Source organism: Leptospira brenneri, assembly GCF_002812125.1.
Classification (GTDB): domain Bacteria; phylum Spirochaetota; class Leptospiria; order Leptospirales; family Leptospiraceae; genus Leptospira_A; species Leptospira_A brenneri.
In genome coordinates, this window is the sequence record NZ_NPDQ01000002.1 from 410,841 (window position 1) to 430,179 (window position 19,339).

17 protein-coding genes are annotated in these 19,339 nt (G+C 38.0%); 9 read left to right on the forward strand and 8 right to left on the reverse strand.

Annotation, left to right across the window (positions count from 1 at the left end):
* The first annotated feature begins 58 nt into the window (after positions 1–58).
* Together CH361_RS05340 and CH361_RS05345 are read left to right on the forward strand one after the other, a co-directional pair.
* The gene (locus tag CH361_RS05340; RefSeq protein ID WP_244279598.1) at positions 59–1,162 is read left to right on the forward strand and encodes an LIC11274 family protein; all 1,104 of its coding nucleotides are present in this window, start codon (positions 59–61) and stop codon (positions 1,160–1,162) included.
* Between the two features lie 173 nt (positions 1,163–1,335).
* Positions 1,336–2,061 carry a lysophospholipid acyltransferase family protein gene (locus tag CH361_RS05345; RefSeq protein ID WP_244279655.1) on the forward strand — a complete coding sequence of 242 codons (726 nt, stop codon included), beginning with the start codon at positions 1,336–1,338 and terminating at the stop codon, positions 2,059–2,061.
* Here CH361_RS05345 and CH361_RS19610 read toward each other — a convergent pair.
* Positions 2,058–4,421 carry a dual specificity protein phosphatase family protein gene (locus CH361_RS19610; RefSeq protein ID WP_125232058.1) on the reverse strand — a complete coding sequence of 788 codons (2,364 nt, stop codon included), beginning with the start codon at positions 4,419–4,421 and terminating at the stop codon, positions 2,058–2,060. The two genes, CH361_RS05345 and CH361_RS19610, sit on opposite strands and share 4 nt — an antisense overlap.
* 65 nt (positions 4,422–4,486) lie before the next feature.
* On the opposite strand from CH361_RS19610, the gene CH361_RS05360 reads away from it, so the two are divergent.
* Entirely contained in the window at positions 4,487–4,801 is a 315-nt protein-coding gene (locus CH361_RS05360; RefSeq protein WP_100789791.1) for a 7(1) septoil knot domain-containing protein, read from the forward strand.
* On the opposite strand, the gene CH361_RS05365 is transcribed toward CH361_RS05360, so the two are convergent.
* Entirely contained in the window at positions 4,781–6,781 is a 2,001-nt protein-coding gene (locus tag CH361_RS05365; protein WP_100789792.1) for an LTA synthase family protein, read from the reverse strand. The two genes, CH361_RS05360 and CH361_RS05365, sit on opposite strands and share 21 nt — an antisense overlap.
* Positions 6,782–6,875: 94 nt before the next feature.
* Between CH361_RS05365 and CH361_RS05370 the strand changes: the two genes are divergently transcribed.
* The 5 genes from CH361_RS05370 to CH361_RS05390 all read left to right on the forward strand — a co-directional run bounded on the left by CH361_RS05370 (position 6,876) and on the right by CH361_RS05390 (position 11,941).
* Positions 6,876–8,321: an acetyl-CoA carboxylase biotin carboxylase subunit gene (locus tag CH361_RS05370; protein ID WP_100789793.1), complete on the forward strand. Its 1,446-nt coding sequence runs from the start codon at positions 6,876–6,878 to the stop codon at positions 8,319–8,321.
* Position 8,322: 1 nt separating this feature from the next.
* Positions 8,323–8,838, forward strand: coding sequence for an acyl-CoA carboxylase biotin carboxyl carrier protein subunit (locus tag CH361_RS05375; RefSeq protein WP_100789794.1), 516 nt, complete (start codon positions 8,323–8,325; stop codon positions 8,836–8,838).
* 72 nt (positions 8,839–8,910) lie between these two features.
* The gene (omp85, locus tag CH361_RS05380; protein WP_100789795.1) at positions 8,911–10,398 is read left to right on the forward strand and encodes an Omp85 family outer membrane protein; all 1,488 of its coding nucleotides are present in this window, start codon (positions 8,911–8,913) and stop codon (positions 10,396–10,398) included.
* Between the two features lie 13 nt (positions 10,399–10,411).
* A complete protein-coding gene (lsa25, locus tag CH361_RS05385; RefSeq protein WP_100789796.1) occupies positions 10,412–11,095 on the forward strand; it encodes a surface adhesin Lsa25 in 684 nt (227 codons plus the stop codon).
* Between the two features lie 132 nt (positions 11,096–11,227).
* Positions 11,228–11,941, forward strand: a complete 714-nt coding sequence (locus CH361_RS05390; RefSeq protein WP_100789797.1) for a hypothetical protein — start codon at positions 11,228–11,230, stop codon at positions 11,939–11,941.
* Here CH361_RS05390 and yihA read toward each other — a convergent pair.
* Genes yihA through CH361_RS05410 form a run of 4 tightly spaced genes read right to left on the reverse strand, consistent with a single transcriptional unit; the run spans position 11,924 to position 15,784 of the window.
* On the reverse strand, positions 11,924–12,553 hold the full coding sequence (gene yihA, locus CH361_RS05395) for a ribosome biogenesis GTP-binding protein YihA/YsxC (RefSeq protein ID WP_100789798.1): 630 nt from the start codon (positions 12,551–12,553) through the stop codon (positions 11,924–11,926). The genes CH361_RS05390 and yihA overlap by 18 nt on opposite strands.
* A gap of 5 nt (positions 12,554–12,558) precedes the next feature.
* Positions 12,559–13,560 carry a PP-loop family protein gene (locus CH361_RS05400; RefSeq protein WP_100789799.1) on the reverse strand — a complete coding sequence of 334 codons (1,002 nt, stop codon included), beginning with the start codon at positions 13,558–13,560 and terminating at the stop codon, positions 12,559–12,561.
* Positions 13,536–13,859, reverse strand: a complete 324-nt coding sequence (locus CH361_RS05405; protein ID WP_100789800.1) for a tRNA lysidine(34) synthetase — start codon at positions 13,857–13,859, stop codon at positions 13,536–13,538. The genes CH361_RS05400 and CH361_RS05405 overlap by 25 nt, the downstream gene beginning before the upstream one ends.
* On the reverse strand, positions 13,856–15,784 hold the full coding sequence (locus tag CH361_RS05410; protein ID WP_100789801.1) for a GAF domain-containing SpoIIE family protein phosphatase: 1,929 nt from the start codon (positions 15,782–15,784) through the stop codon (positions 13,856–13,858). The genes CH361_RS05405 and CH361_RS05410 overlap by 4 nt, the downstream gene beginning before the upstream one ends.
* A 301-nt stretch (positions 15,785–16,085) precedes the next feature.
* Here CH361_RS05410 and CH361_RS05415 point away from each other — a divergent pair, with 301 nt between their 5' ends.
* A complete protein-coding gene (locus CH361_RS05415) occupies positions 16,086–18,149 on the forward strand; it encodes a sigma-54-dependent Fis family transcriptional regulator (RefSeq protein WP_165782229.1) in 2,064 nt (687 codons plus the stop codon).
* Between the two features lie 8 nt (positions 18,150–18,157).
* Here the strand turns inward: CH361_RS05415 and thiD are convergent, their stop codons facing one another.
* Both thiD and CH361_RS05425 read right to left on the reverse strand, forming a co-directional pair.
* Positions 18,158–18,958, reverse strand: a complete 801-nt coding sequence (gene thiD / locus CH361_RS05420) for a bifunctional hydroxymethylpyrimidine kinase/phosphomethylpyrimidine kinase (RefSeq protein ID WP_100789803.1) — start codon at positions 18,956–18,958, stop codon at positions 18,158–18,160.
* Position 18,959: 1 nt separating this feature from the next.
* Positions 18,960–19,298, reverse strand: a complete 339-nt coding sequence (locus tag CH361_RS05425; protein WP_100789804.1) for an MGMT family protein — start codon at positions 19,296–19,298, stop codon at positions 18,960–18,962.
* Positions 19,299–19,339 lie beyond the last annotated feature (41 nt).

Below are 19,339 nucleotides of genomic sequence, written 5' to 3' on the forward strand. Positions count from 1 at the left end.
TACTTGTAAGATTTCTTCCAAGGAAGGAAAATACGGAAACGGAATGAACGGCAGAGCAATGAAACAATCCCTTCTTATTCTCATGACGAGTCTCATGGTGCAGGCACCTATGTTTGCAGAATCGGTATCTAGTAAATCATACCACAAACGCATTGAGCTTTTGACATACTTACGAGAGTTAGAGCCAATTGTAAAAAATTTTCGTGGTGAAGATCCAGAAGGAAAACCTACGGAAATCAATGCTCCGGAAGGGAAGGAAGGCTTTCGTATGAAGAAATATAACGAAGCCAAACGGATCTACCAAGAAGGAATCCAATACCATTTCGAAGGTAATTATTCTTCTGCTTACCAACGTTTTCTCGAATGCCAATTGGGAATCGAGAAGATGACAGAGGAAATTTCTCAACTCTATATCTTACGTGCTGAAGAAATGATGAAAACGGCTATGGAAAGAAAAAATCCAAACAATCCAATGGATAAAGCCCTTCTTGATATTTCTATTGAATATGGTAAAGGATCGTACTTCCGTCAAGATGTGATGGACATTCCTAGAGAAGCTCCATACTCACGCCGAATGTATGATCCAAAAGAAGCTCATTACAGTTATAATAAATATGATATTGAGAAAAACTTGGAGTTAGGATACAAACACCTTGGTCTTGCCAAAGAAGCGAGAGCCAATGCTTTGAAAGTGGAAAAGAATTTGGAAAAACACCAAAAACTCCAACCAACTCACAGAAAGTATCGAATTGATTTGTATTTTGGTGCAATCAACCTAGCTCGCGATTCCAAAGCAAATGCAATTAACATCTATAAGTTGAAATACCCTTATGATAACTATTACTTGAACAATTCCCAAGCAAAATCAGAATCTCTTAAGGATGAAAATGGTGTGGCAGTGGAAGGGCAACCGGTAAAAGTTGATGGTGTCACTTACGATTTTACAAAGAACCCTTACATCAAATATGACAATAGATTACAAGCTATGTTTGACGTTCGTGTTCCAGAAGACTATCGTGTGGATCATGCTGACGTAAGAGGTCGGGTATATGATTTGGATTCCAACAATATGGTATTCATGAAATACGACCAAGAACGTAAAAAAGCATTAAATATCCCTGTGAAACCTGCCGCTGGATCCACATCCACTCCGCAACAATAAGAAACGTTAATTAACACTGTTTCCGAATGATGAGCCCAAGATTTTCTTGGGCTTTTTTATTTCCACAAAATGACCTCTTTTGTCTAATTGTTGCTATGGCGAAAATTCCGGTCGTTGACGATCTCATCAAAAAAAATTTACACGGACTCAGTGTCCATTACGGGCGTTTGGTGATGAAGGTTTATTTAAGAATCACCCTACTTGTTTTTGGAAAAGCAAGCCCATATCTGATCAGAGGGATTTATCGTTCACTCACAGGGAACAAAGAAGCACGTATCCGTGAATTTCTAGAAGGAACAAAAATTTGGGCAGAAGATGTCCTAAAGATTACTAAAACCAAACTCATAGTATTTAATGAAATTGATGTACCTGAAAAAGGACATATGATTTTTTTGAATCATGTCAATGAGATGGATTTTCCTTATGATTGTTATGTGATTAGAAAACCGTTTTTGGCAAATCAAGTCATTAAAAAAGCCTGGTTTGCTTATTGGTGGATGGTTGCCATGGGTTCTCAGGTGTTTGATAATTCTAAAGCTATGTCTGTTGCCATTTCTGTAAAAAACTTAATCGAAGGTTTAAAAACTACTTCATACATTGTTTACCCGGAAGGAAAAAATACCTATTCTGAAGAAATCATTCCTCTAAAAAAAGGAATGGTGAAAATAGCTTTCGATCAAAAAATTCCTGTTTTTGTTGCTTTGAAGTCTGGACTAACCACTTACCAAGAATACCAAAAAGGAAATGTTGTTGGTTATTTAGGATTAGGGATTCATGACCCTACCGATTTTTCTTCTTGGGAAGAATTTCAAACCTATTTAAACAATCTAATGAACTCCAAAAAACAAGAGTTAGATGTCATGTTAGAAGCAGAAAGAACTAAACAGGTAAGTGTTTAAATTTTAGCTTTTACTTCTTTTTCCCAAAATTTTAGGAATCGAATTTGTTCGAGTGACTCCACTGCTCGTTCACTTCTCGATTCCCTTACTTTTTGGATGGCGGATTCTGCATCCAAACCGTGTTTCCAAATCAAATAAGCTGCGGCAACTGTTCCTGACCTTCCGAGACCTCCCACACAATGGATGAGAACCTTTTCTTTTTTGGAAAGAGCTTCCTCCATCCAGTCCATAGATTCCTTCATTTGTGTGAGGCTTGGAACTCGTTGGTCTAAAATAGGAATATGTTTTTGTTGGATCTTATTTTGAGTCAGTTCTGACTTTAGATCAGGAACTCCATATTGAATGTATTCTTGTTCAGTGATCAGACTTAAGATATGAGTGATGCCTTCTTTTTTGATGGTATTTATATCATCAGCTAAAACACGGGCTCTATCCTTTCTACCGGGAAGGATGGTAAGACCAATCCGAGTGATTCCATCTGAATCTGAACTAACTAAGGGTTTTAAATAATCAATTCTCAATACTTTGGAACGTTTGATAAATTCTTTAACTTTGATAATCAGTTTAGAACCAACATACAAAGCCCATTTCCTTTGCCATTCATTACTTTCATCAAAGGATAAGGTATGCATTGCGTATCTTAAAGCACCCACATGCATTTGATAAGGGTCTCTATCTAATTTCACCAAACGAGGATAATAAGATCTTAATTTGGCGATCACTCGGTAGGCTTTTTTCAATTTTTCATTGGTTAGGAATTCGGGAGACTCAAAACTAAGTTCAATTCCCAAATCTTCCCTGCTATGTAAAAAGTCGGTAAGTTCGACTGCTTCTTTCCATTCCATTTCCGATTCAATTTTGCAAAAAATAAAGAGGATATCGTTTTCTAATTTTAATAAATCGCGAATGATATGCCCTCTATGAGTATGAAAAAAGTCGATCATCCAAACATTGTCTTGCCCATCAATAATGATATTGGCCCCATTCAAATCTCCATGTATGTAAGATGTATTGTGAGTGATGGCATTGTATTCTTTTAGTTCGAGTAAATCTTTTTCATAAAAAACACAAGGATTGGGAAGTTTATATCCAGGAAGAATTTCGATTTCTGAATTTGTTTGTGGTCCACTGAGTAAGGATTCCACTCTTGTCCGAACGGAACTAGCGTATTTAGGTTGGAAGTCGTAGTATTCTAATAAATTGAGTTTTTCTGTGGAAGCTGCTTCAAACAAACGGCCTAGTTGTTCCCCAAACACCGTATCGATGATGCGGTCGAGACCTGTTCCATCTGGCATAGAACCATATACCTTTTGAAAGGTTCTGACATTCCCATCTAACATCGCCGCATAACGATATTTAATAGCACCTCGGTTTTCTAACTCGCAAAAATCGACTATGGAAGGGGCATTGTTTCCGAGAACTTCTTGGATTCTTTCGAAAGCGGTTCTTTCTTTTGCAATTAAATCCCGGTCTCCAATTTTAACAACACAAGGTACTTGTAAGTGTCCCAAATGATCTATGGATTTAGATTTTAAAACTACGTTTCCGGAAAATCCTCCATCTAGAGTTTTGAATTCTACTTCTTTACAATCTCGAAAGAGATAAAGTAAAATTTGAATGTCAGTTTTGGTAATTGGGTATTTGGGATCTAACTTTAGTTTATCGCTTGATATCCTTGAATTTGTGGAAATTCGTTTTTCTAAATTGGGTTGGCTTCCTGTTAAAAATTCGGTAAAGGCTCCAATGGAGGAAAATACTTTTACTCCTAAAATTTGTTTTAATTGGTCAAGGGCAATGAAGTGCATAGAAAGGGAGGAACTTGCCGTGAGTGCAGAACAAACACCAATTTCAAATTCTGGGTATCTGGTTTTTAAATCATAAGCTAGAAAAGTAACTTTTGCTTCTGTCCAAACTCCAGTGATTCCTACTTTTATTTTTTTACCTTTGTATGGGTCGAGTATAGACTCTAAATTTGTATCCACAAAGTCATTCAGTCCAGAAGCGTCGACAATGACCCCTCGATCAGGTTCTTCATCGATCCATTTTTGAAATACAAATTCAGCACCCGTTGTATTTTTTAAACAGTGATCACCAAACTGCATTAGGTGGTCTTCTTGTAACTTTGCATTGGGATCATGCCAGTCTCGAATGTGAATGAGTTTTAATTTTTTGGGATCGGTTTCATAAGCCCAATCTAAAAGAGAAAATACCGGCCCTTCTTCCATCATCTCTCCGAGTAATCGATTTGCTTCTTGGTATCCAATATGTAAGGAATTAGGAAGTGGATCATACTGATCTAAAAGAGCAGCAAAATCATTTTGGAGGCATTGGGTGAAGAGAATGGCTGATTCCGAATTCATGGACAAAAGGATTGACAGGTTCCAAAATAAATCTAGAATTTATTTCTTAAAAAACAGGAGTTTGTATGAAGAAGTTACTTGGTTTATGCATGGGAATTTTATTCACAACTACGCTTTTTGCCGGGGAAGTTGGTTCTGATTGTACGTTTAAAGGAAAAAAGTTAAGCGGAAAGGTTCAGTTTGTCACGAGTTTCCCTGATTTCAAAGTACAGATTGTAGATAGTTTTCCCGACTTAAAAGTGCAAAGGGTCAGTAGTTTTCCTTCTGATTGTGGAAAGTGGCAAGAAGTTTCTTCCTTTCCTGATTTTAAAGTTCAGATTGTTACTAGTTTTCCTGACTTCAAAGTTAAGTATGTGGATTCATTTCCTGGAGTACCTTAAAGATCCTTCTAATGGATATACAGAATTTCGATTCATTAGTTCTAGTGATAAATTAAAGAAGGCACGTGCTTTTACTGTTTGCTGAAGGCAGTGTTTTCTATCCAAACGGCAGATTGGATCTTCTCCGTATGGCGGGACCATTTGAAAGATAAATTGAGTGTCACCATCCACACTTTGGTAAAGAATTTTTTCTTCATCAATCCAACCACAAGCACTCCCATAAGCAAAGTAAGTACTTCCTGATTTGACTGATTTACCCCGTAAGTCTTTTCCAAAACCAGCAAAGTAGGTTTCTTTTCCCACCACTCCCAAGATCGTAGGAAGTACATCTAATTGGGATCCAATTTTTTCATCTAACTTTGGTTTGATGTATTTAGGTGCATATAATAAAAATGGGACCATCCGATCTTCATAATATGACAAATACCGATGATGGGTATGGTCTCCGACAAATACAAATAAAGTATCTTCAAAATACTTTCGTTTTTGTATTTCTTTCATAAACATTTCTAAAGCTGCATCAGAATAGTGATAAGTATTGAGATAATCAAAATCAGTGACACTCGAATCATAAATTTCATATTTTGAATTTGGAACTTTATACGGATAATGTGTTGTCATTGTCAGAATGGTCATGAGAAAGGGTTTATTTTCTTTTTGATATAAATCCATTTCTTCCAATGCTTTGGAATAAAGATGTTCATCATCATAACCCCAAGCACCAATTTCATATTTTCCAGATTTCCGAAAGTCTTCCTTTCCAATCAATGTTTTGAATCCGAAATGAGGAAGGATGGTCGCCAAACTATCAAATTTTAAATCATCCCCCGTAATAAAACTAGTTTGGTATCCGAAGCCAGTAAATAGATTTCCAATGGCAGAAAAGTTACTTAAAATTTGTGGTGTGCGGATTGCTGTTAAGCCTGGCCTATCAGGAACACTGGTGAGAACAGAAAGTAGAGCATTACTGGTTCTTCCACCATTCGCATAGAACTTTTGAAAACTATGTCCTTTTTTCGCCAAAGAATTGTAATACGGTGTTACTTCCTGACCCGACCAAATTCCATTTGATACTGGCCAAACATATTTTCCGGTCCAAGATTCCTGGATGACCAAAACCACATTGATAGATTTTCTACCAGGAATGGGTTTGATTTTGCGTACTAAAGGAAATTCGGGATCATCAACAAACTCAGCACCTTCATAATGAATTTCTTCTTTAACCACTGCCAACATGTCCTCATCCGTCATCTTTAGGTGTTTGGGAATGGTTTGGCTTTTGATATCATTGATCGTTGTATAAATTCCATTTAACGCAAGTTGATTGATTAGGGCGTCATCGGAGATGATTGCTTCACTGGCACGTAAAGGTGATTCTTGTGGGCCACCACGTAGGCCAATGAAAAAAAATAAAATCCAAGCGGCAGCCTTTATGAGTTTGAAACGAAGGTTTTCCTTTTCGTTTTTGAGATTCAAGATTTGGTGTTTACTCATCCAGTAGCGAACACCAAAAATATATAAAACAATCAAAATAATGAAAAATAAGATTTTAAAAGGAGCTTCTTCCAGAGCTGAAGAAACGAGCACATCTAAATCACCAAGAAAAACAATGGCTTCGTATCCAATATGTTTGTTGGCGTTTTCAAAGTACATTAAGTCGGAAAATAAATGTACCAAACAAATTGGATAAAGAACAAGAGGTGTGATGATCCAAAAATATCGATAGAGTTTAAATTGGGAGGCCTGGTTCCAAAGGGATAGAATGTAAAAACCAACTAACAAAATCGATATGGTAACCCAGTCGAAACGAAATCCTATTAAAAAAGCTTTCAAAAGAATCCAAAAAGGAAATTCTTCCAAACGATAAGAATAAACTGCTAAAAACAAAACTCGGCTAAAAAAAAGTGTAAAAAACCCAATGAGGAAATAGGTTAGAAAGATTCGATCTGAAAATTTAAATCTGGGGAACAGTTTCACCATAAAAAAAGAATTAATGATTGAATGACTTGGTCAATCGACTTACTATCTTTCTGTTGATTTATTTTCACCTCCCTTTAGTTTTGATCCTACTCACATGAAGACGATCCAAAAAATACTCATCGCCAACCGTGGTGAAATTGCCGTTCGTGTCATTCGCACCGCAAAAAAAATGGGCATCAAAACAGTTGCAGTTTATTCCGATCCAGATGCACAAAGCCTATTTGTTCGTTCTGCCGACGAAGCGTTCTCTTTGGGGGGAACAGATGCCCGGTCTTCTTATTTAAATGTAGAAAAAGTGATTCAGGCCTGTCTCGAAACAGGAGCAGATGCGGTCCATCCTGGGTATGGGTTTTTGTCAGAAAATACGGACTTTGCTGCTAAATTAGAAAAACATGGAATTCGTTTCATTGGTCCAAAACCCCATTCCATTGAAGCTATGGGTGATAAAATCGGCTCACGTTTGTTAGTTGCAAAAAGTGGTGTTCCTGTAGTTCCCGGTTACGAAGGGGCTTCCCAAGAAATGTCCGTATTTAAAACGGAAGCAGAAAAAATTGGATATCCCGTGATGGCCAAAGCAAGTGCTGGTGGTGGGGGAAAGGGGATGCGTAGGATCAACTCGCCAGAAGAGTTAGAAGCAGGAATTCTATCTGCAAAACGCGAAGCCCTTTCTGCTTTTGGAGACGATCGTATTCTTTTGGAAAAATACATTACTAACCCTCGTCATGTGGAGTTTCAAATCTTTGGAGACAGTAAGGGAAATATCATTCACTTACATGAGAGGGATTGTTCCTTACAAAGACGCCACCAAAAAGTGGTCGAAGAAACTCCAGCACCTAGATTCAGTTCTGATTTAAAATTAAAGATGTCGGAAGCAGCAGTGATGGCAGCAAAAGCCGTACAATATGAAGGAGCTGGAACCGTAGAGTTTATATTAGGTGAAGCAGGTGAGTTTTATTTTCTCGAGATGAACACTCGTTTGCAAGTGGAACATCCTGTCACAGAGATGACAACAGGACTTGACCTAGTCGAATGGCAGATTCGTGTTTGCCAGGGAGAATCATTACCAGAAATCAAAACTCCACCACAAAAAGGCCATGCCTTAGAAGTTCGAATTTATGCGGAAGATCCAAAAGAAGGATTTTTACCTTCTACTGGAAAAATCCACCATCTATCTTTTCCCACTAGAGAATATTTGCGTATTGATTCTGGGGTAGTTTCTGGATCTGAGATCACTATGTTTTATGACCCTATGATCGCAAAGATGATTGTATGGGGTGAAGATCGAATCACTGCCATTCACCGCCTAATTGAATGTTTATCGGAGACAATTGTGTTTGGTCCCAAAACCAACTTACAATTTTTGCAAAGGTTAGTTTCTACGAAAGAGTTTGCTGATGGACAGGTATCCACACATTTCATTGCAGATAATGAATCAGAGCTTTTAGCAAACAAAACCAAAGAAGATTTAAAATTAGCTCTTGCAGGTGCTTTTTTCACTTCAAAGAAACCAACTGACCCTTGGTTTAAGGAAACCATCTAATATGGATTATTTATTCGAAACAAAATCTGGTTCTGCTTCTGTTTATGTAAGTGGTTCTGTCATACGTGTTCGTTTGGAAAAAGATACTTCTTCTTTCCACTTAGATGACTTCATCCAAGAAGAAATCCATCTTTCTGATTCAAACTCACTCGAATCTGTAAAAATGAAAGATGGATCTATATTAAAATATCTTAAAGTAAGAAATGAGATTTTTCTACATTGGAAAGGAGAAATTTGGAGTAGTAAACTAACGGAACGTTCTTATGAAGGTGCAGGCCAAACATCTCCAGAAATCAAAAGTCCTATGCCGGGAAAAGTAGTGCAAATCTCTACTGAGGTTGGAAAGGAACATAGAGCAGGCGAAACCATCTTAATATTGGAAGCGATGAAAATGGAGAACGCTGTTAAGGCTCCTTATCCTTGTCGTGTAGAAGAAATTCGAAAATCGCAAGGGGATCTCGTCCAACAAGACGAAGTGCTCATCATTTTACACAGAATCGAACCGGAAAAAACATAAATCTCCGAATCTATTTGACATATTTTTCAAATTTCCCAGCATAAGGCAGTTTCTTTGGCTGATAGGTAGAGAATGTACAATCATATTTTAAGAAGTTTGACACTTCTGTTGTTTTTTTCGTTTTTCCATGGGGTTTTCGGTCAGGAACGTCAACCCCGTACCGACCTGCCGTTTGAGATCTCTGAAAAAAAGAGGCTGAGCGAGCGGGATTTTAAGAATAAAAAAGAAGGAGGATACTTTACAGGTCTTCCTTTGATTAACTCCGATCCTAACGTTGGCGTGGGTTATGGAGCTCGTGTGCTTTATTTTTACAATGGCACAAAGACATCCCCTATGTTTGAATACACTCCATACCGTGTTCGGGTGTTTGCTCAGTATTTTAATACAACAAAAAGAGCACCTTACCACCAATTGAGTGTGGATGCTCCGTATATCTTTGATACCAAGTGGAGACTTCGTGCGGACTTAGTTTATGAACGAAACCCAAACTCTCTTTTCTTTGGAATCGGATCTGATACTCTCCAACCCCTTTCCTACTTACAAAGAAACGATCCGAATGGTCAAATCAGACGTAACGCACCTTTTGCTGATTACGAAGACAACTTGAACTATCGCCGTCCGGGGGATGCGGGAGTGGGAGAAGCTCCTATCGTCAGTGATCACAGATACAATCGTTATGATATTGAGAATCCTAACTTTAGTACTTCGGGTGAGTATTCCTTCTTTGGGGGAACACTTCGTACGGTAACAGGGGTTCGTCTTTCGAAACAAATCATCCGTACCTACGACGGAAAGTATAATGATGCTCTATTAGGACCTGCAGACGGAGTTTTAGGACTTTTGGGTGTGGAACGTACGTTTGGAACACCACAAGGGGAAACCAAGTTAACCCGTGATGATAAAGATGGTAAAATTATTGGACTTAATGGTGGTTATACGAATACAGTTCGAGCAGGGATTGTATTTGATACTCGTGACTTTGAGCCGGATCCAAACCGTGGGGTATTTTTAGAATATACGCATGAAAGGTCAGCCAAAGCAATTGGTTCCACTTATGATTTTAATAAGAACTTAGTATCTGGTCGTATTTTTTTAAGTCCGGTTCAGTGGTTCACAAACAAACCTCCAGAGATTTTGGAAAAGTTTGTTGTTGCTGCCAGAGGAACCATGATCCAAACGAATGGGGACGCTCCGTTTTATGAATACCGCAATATGTGGGGAACAGAAACCAACCAATCGGGTCTTGGGGGAAGAACTACCATTCGTGGTTACAAACAGGATCGTTTTGTAGGGCAAACGATGGCATTCGCCAACTTCGAAATTCGTTGGAAGTTTGCTGAAACAGAATTTTGGGGCCAACACTTTGACTTTCAATTGGTTCCGTTTTATGATGTAGGGCGAGTATGGGATCGCACAGAAGATGCGAATCTTAAAAACTATAAACATTCGAGAGGATTGGGTTTACGAATCCCTTGGAACCAAGCAACTGTTATCTACATTGATCATGCAATTTCAAATGAAGATAGACAAACATTCATTAACTTTAACCATATATTTTAGGAGGGCAGAGATTATGAAAAAACTTCAATATTGTTTCGCTCTTTTGGTCTTATCTTTTTTCATGAATTGTGAAATGAAACCTGTAGAAGATGTCTACGGTCTAAGCCCAGAAGAAACCAACCAACTTTTCGCAGGTCTCATTGCAAACCAAAGTCTCAGAGACAATGGAAATGGAACCATTTCTGATCCAGTAGCCAATTTAGTTTGGCAAAAATGTACTCACGGCCAAGTCTATCGTGCCGGATTTAATGATTGTTTGGGAGCTCCTCAAGGATCCATTTTTAATCCTAATGATACGGCTCGAGCTGGGGCAGTGCAGGTGGCATATTGTGATTCCAAAACCCATGCCTGTAACTCGATTGCTTTCCCACAAGTGGTGCAAGGTTTCTCTTCCATTGCCATCGCGGGAGCAAGTGAACTTTACGGAGCTTGCCAAAATAGTAACTATCTAGGTGCAACCTGGCGAGTTCCTACAGCGGTTGAATACCAAAGACTTGTGGTTCCGGGTCGGGCGGCCACTCTCCAATTTTTTCCTTCCACACAAGAGGATGACTATTGGACAGCATGGTCAAATAGCGAAGACATTCCTGGGGAAACGGCCCATGCCATTTCCTTTGACAGGCAGTCTTACGGGGTGGAAAAAACCATCGTCAAAACACAAAGGAATTTTGTCCGTTGTGTTCGTACAGGCCCGTAAATTACGACTAAAACAGGTCAATTGTATTCACTCTCCTGAGTCTTCAGGAGAGTTTTCGCTTTCCAAAAATCCAATTTCCTACTAATATTTTCTAAGAACAAACCGAAGTACCCATTAGGTGGTGAGGTTTCCATGAGAATTGACGAGTCCCCATTCAATCGTATGAATGTCGATCTTCTGAAAGATCGCAGGGTGAGTTATGTCGGCCATGGACAATTGGAATCTGCTCCAGAATCTCTTTCTGCCCTCCATGTGATTTCTCATGAACTAGGCCATGCCGCTGAATTCAAAAATGAAGCCTTCCGAGAAGGACGTGATGTTCAGTCTGTCCAAGTCAAAATCAATTACGAACTCCGTGACGGTCGTATGGTTGCAGTTAGTGGGGAGACACATGCGGTCACTAAGGCAAAACCAAATTCAGAAGAAGATCCTGCTTTAACTCCTTATTCCGATGGAAAATCAATTAAAGATCTTTTCCAACTGAAAGAGGAGGATGATAAAAAATCTAAATCTTCCGAGAAAACCAAACTGAATGCGAAAGAGCAAATGCAAAAAACGCATGAGAAAGATTTGGAATCAAAAATTAAAGAACTAGAAACACGTTTAGAATCTGAGAAAACAAAAAAGTCATCATCGGATGTTCATTCTGAGGAACGTTTGAAAGAAATGGAATCAGAGAAAAAACGTTTGGAAGAAGAAGTTCGACTGATTCGTGTAAAAGAACAATTAAGAGAAACTTTTGCACTACTAACTGACTTTCGTAAAATGATGACTTCGAATTTATTTGGAATGATGAACATTCAAACTGGATCAAACTCAGGAAATTATTTAGACACCTTTGTTTGATGGAACCATTGTTTCCACAATAAATTCACGTAACTCTCCCACACCTCTTCCTGTTGTTGCAGATAGATAAAAAACCCGAAAAGGAACTCCAATTTCATTCATAGCTGATTCCATTTCAGTGCGAACTTTGTGTTGTTCGCTTTGGTTGAGTTTGTCAATTTTAGTGCGAATTACCACAGGTTTGATTTTTTTCTCCATGGCCACTTCGATTGTAGATAATTCTTCTTCTGGAAATTCTCTTTGTGAATCACAGAGAATGAATAGAACTTTTAAATTTTGCCAATGATTTAGAAATCCTTCTAAAAGTTTCATCATCTCTTTGTGTTCTTTATGAGATGCTTTTGAGTAACCAAACCCAGGTAAGTCGATCAAATTAAATCCGACTTTGGTTCTGAAAATATTGATGAGTTTTGTTTTTCCTGGTGTTTTAGAAACCTTGGCAAGACCTCTATGATTAGAAAGTGCATTGAGTAAACTTGATTTACCAGAATTGGATCTTCCCATAAAGGCAATGGACTGAACGGAATCCAAGTCTTCTTTTTCATTTAGCTGGGCAATGGAGGTGAAGAACTTAGTTTCCGGAAAGGGAATTTCTTTAGAATACTTATGCATCTAGTTCATCTTTCCAGATAGATTCGTTTAGGATAATTCTTTTCACTTTTTGAAAACAGAGAAAACAAAATTTGAATGGGTTCTCCTTCAAAGGATAGGATAGGAATATAAGTCCTGAGGAAGAAAGGAATTCCATTTTCTCGCATACATTCTGAAATTTCCTTATTTCCTGAGCGAATTTGAATTTTTTGGCCATGATGCCAAGATCCTAGATTGTATTTTTCCTCAGGGTCAGAGAGTTTAAACTTATTTTGATTCCATTCAATACATAAATTGTTTCCTTCTCTGTAGGAGATCGCTTTTTTAAAGGCTGGAGATTTTTTATCAATGATGAATAAGTCACCAAACTTTGATTTGTATAAAAAGCAGTTTTTGTTTTCTAAAAATGCTCTTTCCCCTTCCGATTGGAGATGAAAATTATCAAATCCTGATTTGTATAAGGGGTAATGCCCTAATAGTTTTAAATGGAAATCGATCAGTTCTTTTTTTGCAGATAAATTTAAACTGATCCAAGTTTCGTGTGGGATTCGAAACAAATGTGGTGTCGGCTTTTGGATGTTTTCTCTTTTTAAATCAAATTGTAAATTGAGTTGGGATCTATCATGAAAGTTCCAATATGTTTTATGAAAATTCCAGTTTTCTTTTTTTAAGATAGGAAGTAATTCCATTCGAAGTCGATTCCTTTTGTATACGGAATCTTTGTTGGATTCATCTTCAAAAATTTTTAAGTGATTGGATACAAACTCATATAGTTCATCTAATTCTTTATCTTCAAAAAACACCAAAGGTAAAAAACGTTCTCCATCAAATGGAGGAAGTGTATAAAATGCTTTTTTCCCACCACCCCTTGTTAGGTGTAAAAAAATTGATTCTGTATAGTCTTTACAGTGATGTCCTGTTAGGATGATGGAGGGATTTTTATCGGTAATTTTTTTGAGTTCGTGATACCGAACGAGTCTTCCCGTCTCTTCTAATCCCTTTTTTAATTTGAGAGATAGATTTGGGATTTTTTTTTTACAAAAAGGAAAGGAAAGTTCATAGATTCCAGAAACTGAAACAATTCCTTCTCTTCCTGTTCAATGGAACGAATGCCATGAGATAAATAAAATAATTTGGGAGTTTGGATTTGGTACCTGTCCATCAAATACTTCCAAAACAAAACCAAAATAGAGGAGTCTTTACCCCCAGAGTAAGAGATAAGAAACTGAGTTTTGTTTTCTGCCCAGAGTTTTGGGAGTTTTGTTCCCATTCTGGCAAGAGCCATCTCGAAAATTTTTGCAATCGGAGCTGGAATTTCCGGGATCATATCTTCCTGACTGCCACCATAGTGATATCATCGTGTTGTTCCAGTTCTTTGACAAATTCTTTTAATTCAGAATAGATCTTCTCGAGAATGTTTTTTGGCTCTAGACTGATCCAGGAAAGAAAACTCGATTTGAGTTTTGACTCCCCGAACTGAAGTCCCTCGGTGTTCCGAGCTTCCGTCACTCCATCCGTATAGAGTAGTATGGTGTCTCCTGATTCAAATCGTAATTTAGATTCATTCCGAAAACTTGAAATATCTGCTTGGATGCCTAAAATCACCCCTTCCGTTTCGATGACAGTCAGAGAATTCGAATCTGCATGGTGGTGGTAAAAATTTCCATGACCAGCACCCGAAAATTGTACTTCACCTGTAATTAAGTTCCAACGAAGTAAAATCATACTCATAAACCGGGGAGTGATGGCTTCTTTATAATTAGAATATAGATAATTATTGATATCGTTTAAGATTTCCCAAGGAGAGTCCTTAACTCGAACTAAAGAATGGAGAATGGTTCGTACTGTTGCCATCACAAGGCCTGCGGCAACTCCTTTCCCGCTGACATCACCAATACAAATAAACAGCTCGTTTCTGTTAGGTGAAAGAATGAAGTCGTAATAATCCCCTCCAATCCCACGAGCAGGAACCATAAAACCACCAAAAGAAAATCCTTCGGCTTCGGGAGCTTTTCTTGGTAAGAGGGTACTTTGAATTTCCTTTGCAATTTCAATTTCTTTTTCCAATCTTTCTTTGTTCGAAAGGTTTTGGAATAAGTTGGAATTTTCCATCGTAATTCTAGCTAAGGAAACAAAGGCATTCAGTGCTTCAATTTCATCATGAGGAAATCTACTATTTTGTTTTGTTAAAATGAATAGAAGGTGAGTTCCATTTTCCAAGGTCAGGGGAAAGAGTATGGATTCTTTCCCTTCGATTCCAATCGTCTCAAAGTTAGGATTAGTGATTGGATCAATGGTTCTGTTTTCTTTTATTTCTAATAATGAAAGAATCTTATTTATATCAATAATCTCTGTTTTGGTTTGGATATAATGATTTTCCAAATCTCTATAAAGTTTAAAAACTTTTGTCTTTGATGAACCAATTTGATTTTCGATTAAACAAGTGATCGACGATTCCACAATCCCTGATAGCGTTAAAAGAATCATCCGAATCATTTCATCATGGTTGCCTAAGTAAAGTTGACTCAATGTGAGAGCGGCCGTATGTAAACTTTGAAAATTTTTAGATTGGTTTTCTGATTTGGAAAATAAAAGAGAATTTCGAAGTGAAACGGCAAATTGGCCCACTACAATTTGCAAAATTTCCTGGTCTTCAATAAAATAGGTTTCATCTTCTTCTTCATAATCAATCGACACCATACCTACGGCTGTATTTGCATAAAGGATGGGAATGACTAGTTGTGACTTTGTTCCTGTGAGTTTGGAATAAAACTCATAGAATGGATGCGATTGTTCGGAGAATTTATAAAAACAGGGTTCTCTCTTTGCCAAAGACTCAATCAAAATTCCGTAACTCAAATCATAATCCAAGGTGATTCGTTTAATGGCTCTTTGTAAGTTCTTTTGTTTGGTAGAATAATAGGCTAATTTAATTTCACCTAACTCTAGATTGGTGATGAAAACAGCAACCTTATCTCGTTTCAAACGAACAGAGATGAGTTCGGTAAATCTTTGCATCAAATCTTCCAAGTCGATGCTTGAATTGAACAGGGAAAGGTTGTCTAGGAGGAATTCTGTTTTCTCTTGGGAGGTGAGGATGTTTTTCCCGATTCGGGGAGTTTTCCGTTTTTCTAAAATCCATTCCCGGTTACAGGTTTGGCAGAAAAAGCGCCCATTTTTCGTGATCCCGTTGGGGAGCTGTGGTTCTGTGCAGAGCAAACAGATTCGGTCATCGGTGGGCTCGCGGTCCATTCTAAGCCAGGTTATTCGATTTCTTTTTTCATAAGCTACAAGAATTTCCTTAAAATAAAAGAAACCTGGTACGATTCATGCTTAATCTATAAGCAAAAGTTGTTTTTTCTGCAGAAATCGAAAGGATGTCGGTAAATATGATTAAAAAATGGTTTATTTGTTCAGATAATAGGCATACTGTTTTTGTCACCGGCAACCGCCTTCTGTATTCTTTCGAGGCAGAGCGTAATACTAAAGAGCAAGAAATATGAGCGTCAAAAAATTCAATCCCATCCAATCCATTCACGAAGTCGCAACTGCCATGAACTCTACCCAGGATCCGGACGGGCTTCTGGAACTGATTTTGGATCGCTGCATCCAAATCTGTGGGGTTGAGTCCGGCTCGCTCATGCTCATCGATGAAAAAAACGGATTCCTCGATGCTGTTACTTCTCGGGGGATGAACCAACAACTTTTACGCGAAACCAAACTAAGAATTGGGCAGGGGATTACTGGGGTCGCGGCTTCAACGGGCAAAGCAAAGTTGGTGAATGATGTTTCTAAAGATCCGGACTACATTCAAGTAAAAGAAGAAATCAAATCAGAGTTAGTTGCCCCGATGATTGTTGAGGATGATATCATTGGAGTCATCTCACTCGATTCGAACAGGTTAAATGCTTTTACTGCAGATATGTTGGAAATTGTAAGTGTACTTGCTCACCAAGCTGGTCAAATTTTTAAAAACTTACAAACCATTCGAAGTCTAGAACAAAGAACGAAAATTCAAGCAACTCTCATTGAAATTTCCAAAGTGGTTAGTTCCACTTTGGATCAGAATGAAGTTTTTGATTCGATTATGGTCACTATGGAAAAATCTCTTCGATTAGAAAAGGGGAGTATTGTTTTATTTAATAAGGAAGAGGCTCTTCTTCGAATTGTGGCCGCGTCCGGTCTATCTCCAGAGGAAATTGATAAAGGAACATACCAACCAGGAGAAGGAATTACGGGGAAAGTATTTGAATCGGGAGAGCCGATCATCATTGAATCCGTTGCAAGCCATCCAGATTTTCTTAATCGTGTAGGATACTTGTCTCATTTTAAACATGATCCACATAACGTCAGTTTATTGTGTGCTCCAATCTTGAGTGAACAAACTATGCTCGGTGTTGTGAATGCTTTTATTGTTCAAAACAAACATACTGATTTAAAATCATTTTTAGACTTTTTGCAGGTGGTTGCATCCATCATCTCTCAATCGATTAAAATTCAGAACTTGGTGGAAGAGGCTAAAAAAGAAATCTCTCGAGAAAATATCCAATTAAAAAGAGAGTTAAAGAATAAGTATAAATTTGGATCCCTGATTGGCAAAGCAGCTAGTATGGAAAAGATGTTTGAAAAGATTCAGTTAGTTGCTGATTCTAGAGCTTCCGTTTTGATTACAGGAGAATCGGGAACAGGAAAAGAGATGATTGCCAATGCCATTCATTATAATAGTTCACGATCCGAAAATCCTTTCATAAAAATCAACTGTGCTGCGATTCCTGAAAATTTATTAGAGAGTGAACTATTTGGTCACAAAAAAGGATCTTTTACTGGTGCGGTGACCGATAAAAAAGGAAAGTTTGAACTAGCAGATACAGGAACCATTTTTCTAGATGAGATCGGTGAAATGGATTTAAACTTACAATCAAAACTACTACGTGTTTTGCAAGAGAGAGAGATTGAAGCAATTGGTTCTACAAAAGCAAAAAAAGTAGATGTTAGGATCATTGCGGCAACCAATGCAGAATTAGAGCAACTAGTTGCAGAAAAGAAATTTCGAGCTGATCTTTTTTACAGGCTGAATGTGGTTAAGATCAACACACCTGCGTTACGTGATCGTGTGGAAGATATTCCTTTGTTAATGAATCATTTCCTAGAAAAATATACAAAAGATAATAATAAAGTGGTAAAAGGAATTTCTCGCGAAGCTTCCAAACTCCTTTTAAAATACCGATGGCCAGGGAACGTTCGTGAATTAGAGAATGTCATCGAACGAGCCGTGGTTCTTGCTCAGGATGAAATTTTAAGTGAAGATGATTTTTCAGATATTCTTTCTAGTTTGGAAGATTTACCGGAACATTCGAATGAAGTAACCCAGTTGAATCATGTGGAAACTGTATCAGGAGCAGAACCTTTAGATTTAGGTTCGGGTCGATTGACACCAGGCCAACTTGATGGCCTTGATGGTCGTGCCATGGAAATTGTGGTGAGCGAAGTGGAATCAAGACTCATCCAGTATGCAATGAAAAAGTTCCGTTATACGAAAACACGGGTCGCAAAGTATTTGGGAATCAACCGCAACACCTTAGATAAAAAAATCAAAGAACTGAATATCGAATACTAAGTTCTGATTTAATTTGTTGGTTCTGGAAAATGATTCAAATGGGAGATCGGTCCTGTTTGGATTTCGTCTTCTAGTGCTAAATGTAGGTATTCTTTTGCAGAACCAACAGCTTCCGGAAGATTTTTTCCATGTGCCAGAAATGCAGTGATGGCAGCAGAATAAGTACAACCTGTTCCATGAGTGTTTTTACCTTTTAAAAAAGGTTTTGAAAATAGATAGGATGACTTACCATCAAATAAAACATCCGTAGCTTCTGTTGCATTTGGTAAGTGCCCCCCTTTTAAAAGAATAGGAACTTTGTACTTTTGGTATAACTTCTCCGCCATAGGAACTAGTTGGTCGTATTGGTTAATTTTTTCACCAAGTAGGAGAGAGGCCTCATCAAGGTTAGGTGTGATTAGTTTTGCTAGTGGCAAAAGATCTTTGATTAATGATTCGATGGCATCATCTTGTAGTAACTTGGCACCACTTGTAGCAACCATCACTGGATCCACTACCAGTTGAATGTCTGGATTTTCATAAAAAAATTCGGCTACTGCCTCGATGATTTTTGCTGAGTATAACATTCCTGTTTTTGCGGCTTTGATGGGAAAGTATCCTGCCACAGCTTTTAGTTGTGCCGAGACAAAGTCTGGAGAAATTTCAGAGATCCCAGTCACACCATCGGGATTTTGAGCTGTCAAACAAGTAAAGGTTGTCGTTCCAAAAGTTGCGAGTGAAGAAAAAGTTTTGAGATCGGCTTGGACACCTGCGCCACCACCGGAATCGGAGCCTGCAACCGTTAGAGTAATGGGAAAATTTTTGGTCATACTAAGGGAACCATCCGTACTTGTCAAAATTGATCGTATCATCGTTTAAATCAAAGGAAACACCTTCTGATTCTAGAATTTTTTTCTGTAAGGAAGCTCGGAAAACTTCACCTCGAAAGGAAATTCTTCCTTGGGCATTGATCACCCTTTGCCAAGGAACCTTTTGTTCCGCATCTTTTCCCAGTGCATTCAATGCATAACCTACAGCCCTTGCCGCTCTAGGATTCCCAAGAAGTAGGGCGATATGTCCATAAGTGGTAACTTTGCCTTTGGGGATTTTTTTTACGACCGCATAAACAGAATCATAAAAATTCTTACTTTTAGTTTTTGAACTGTCCATCGAATTTGGATTTATATCGTAGTTTTTAATTTATTCTTGTA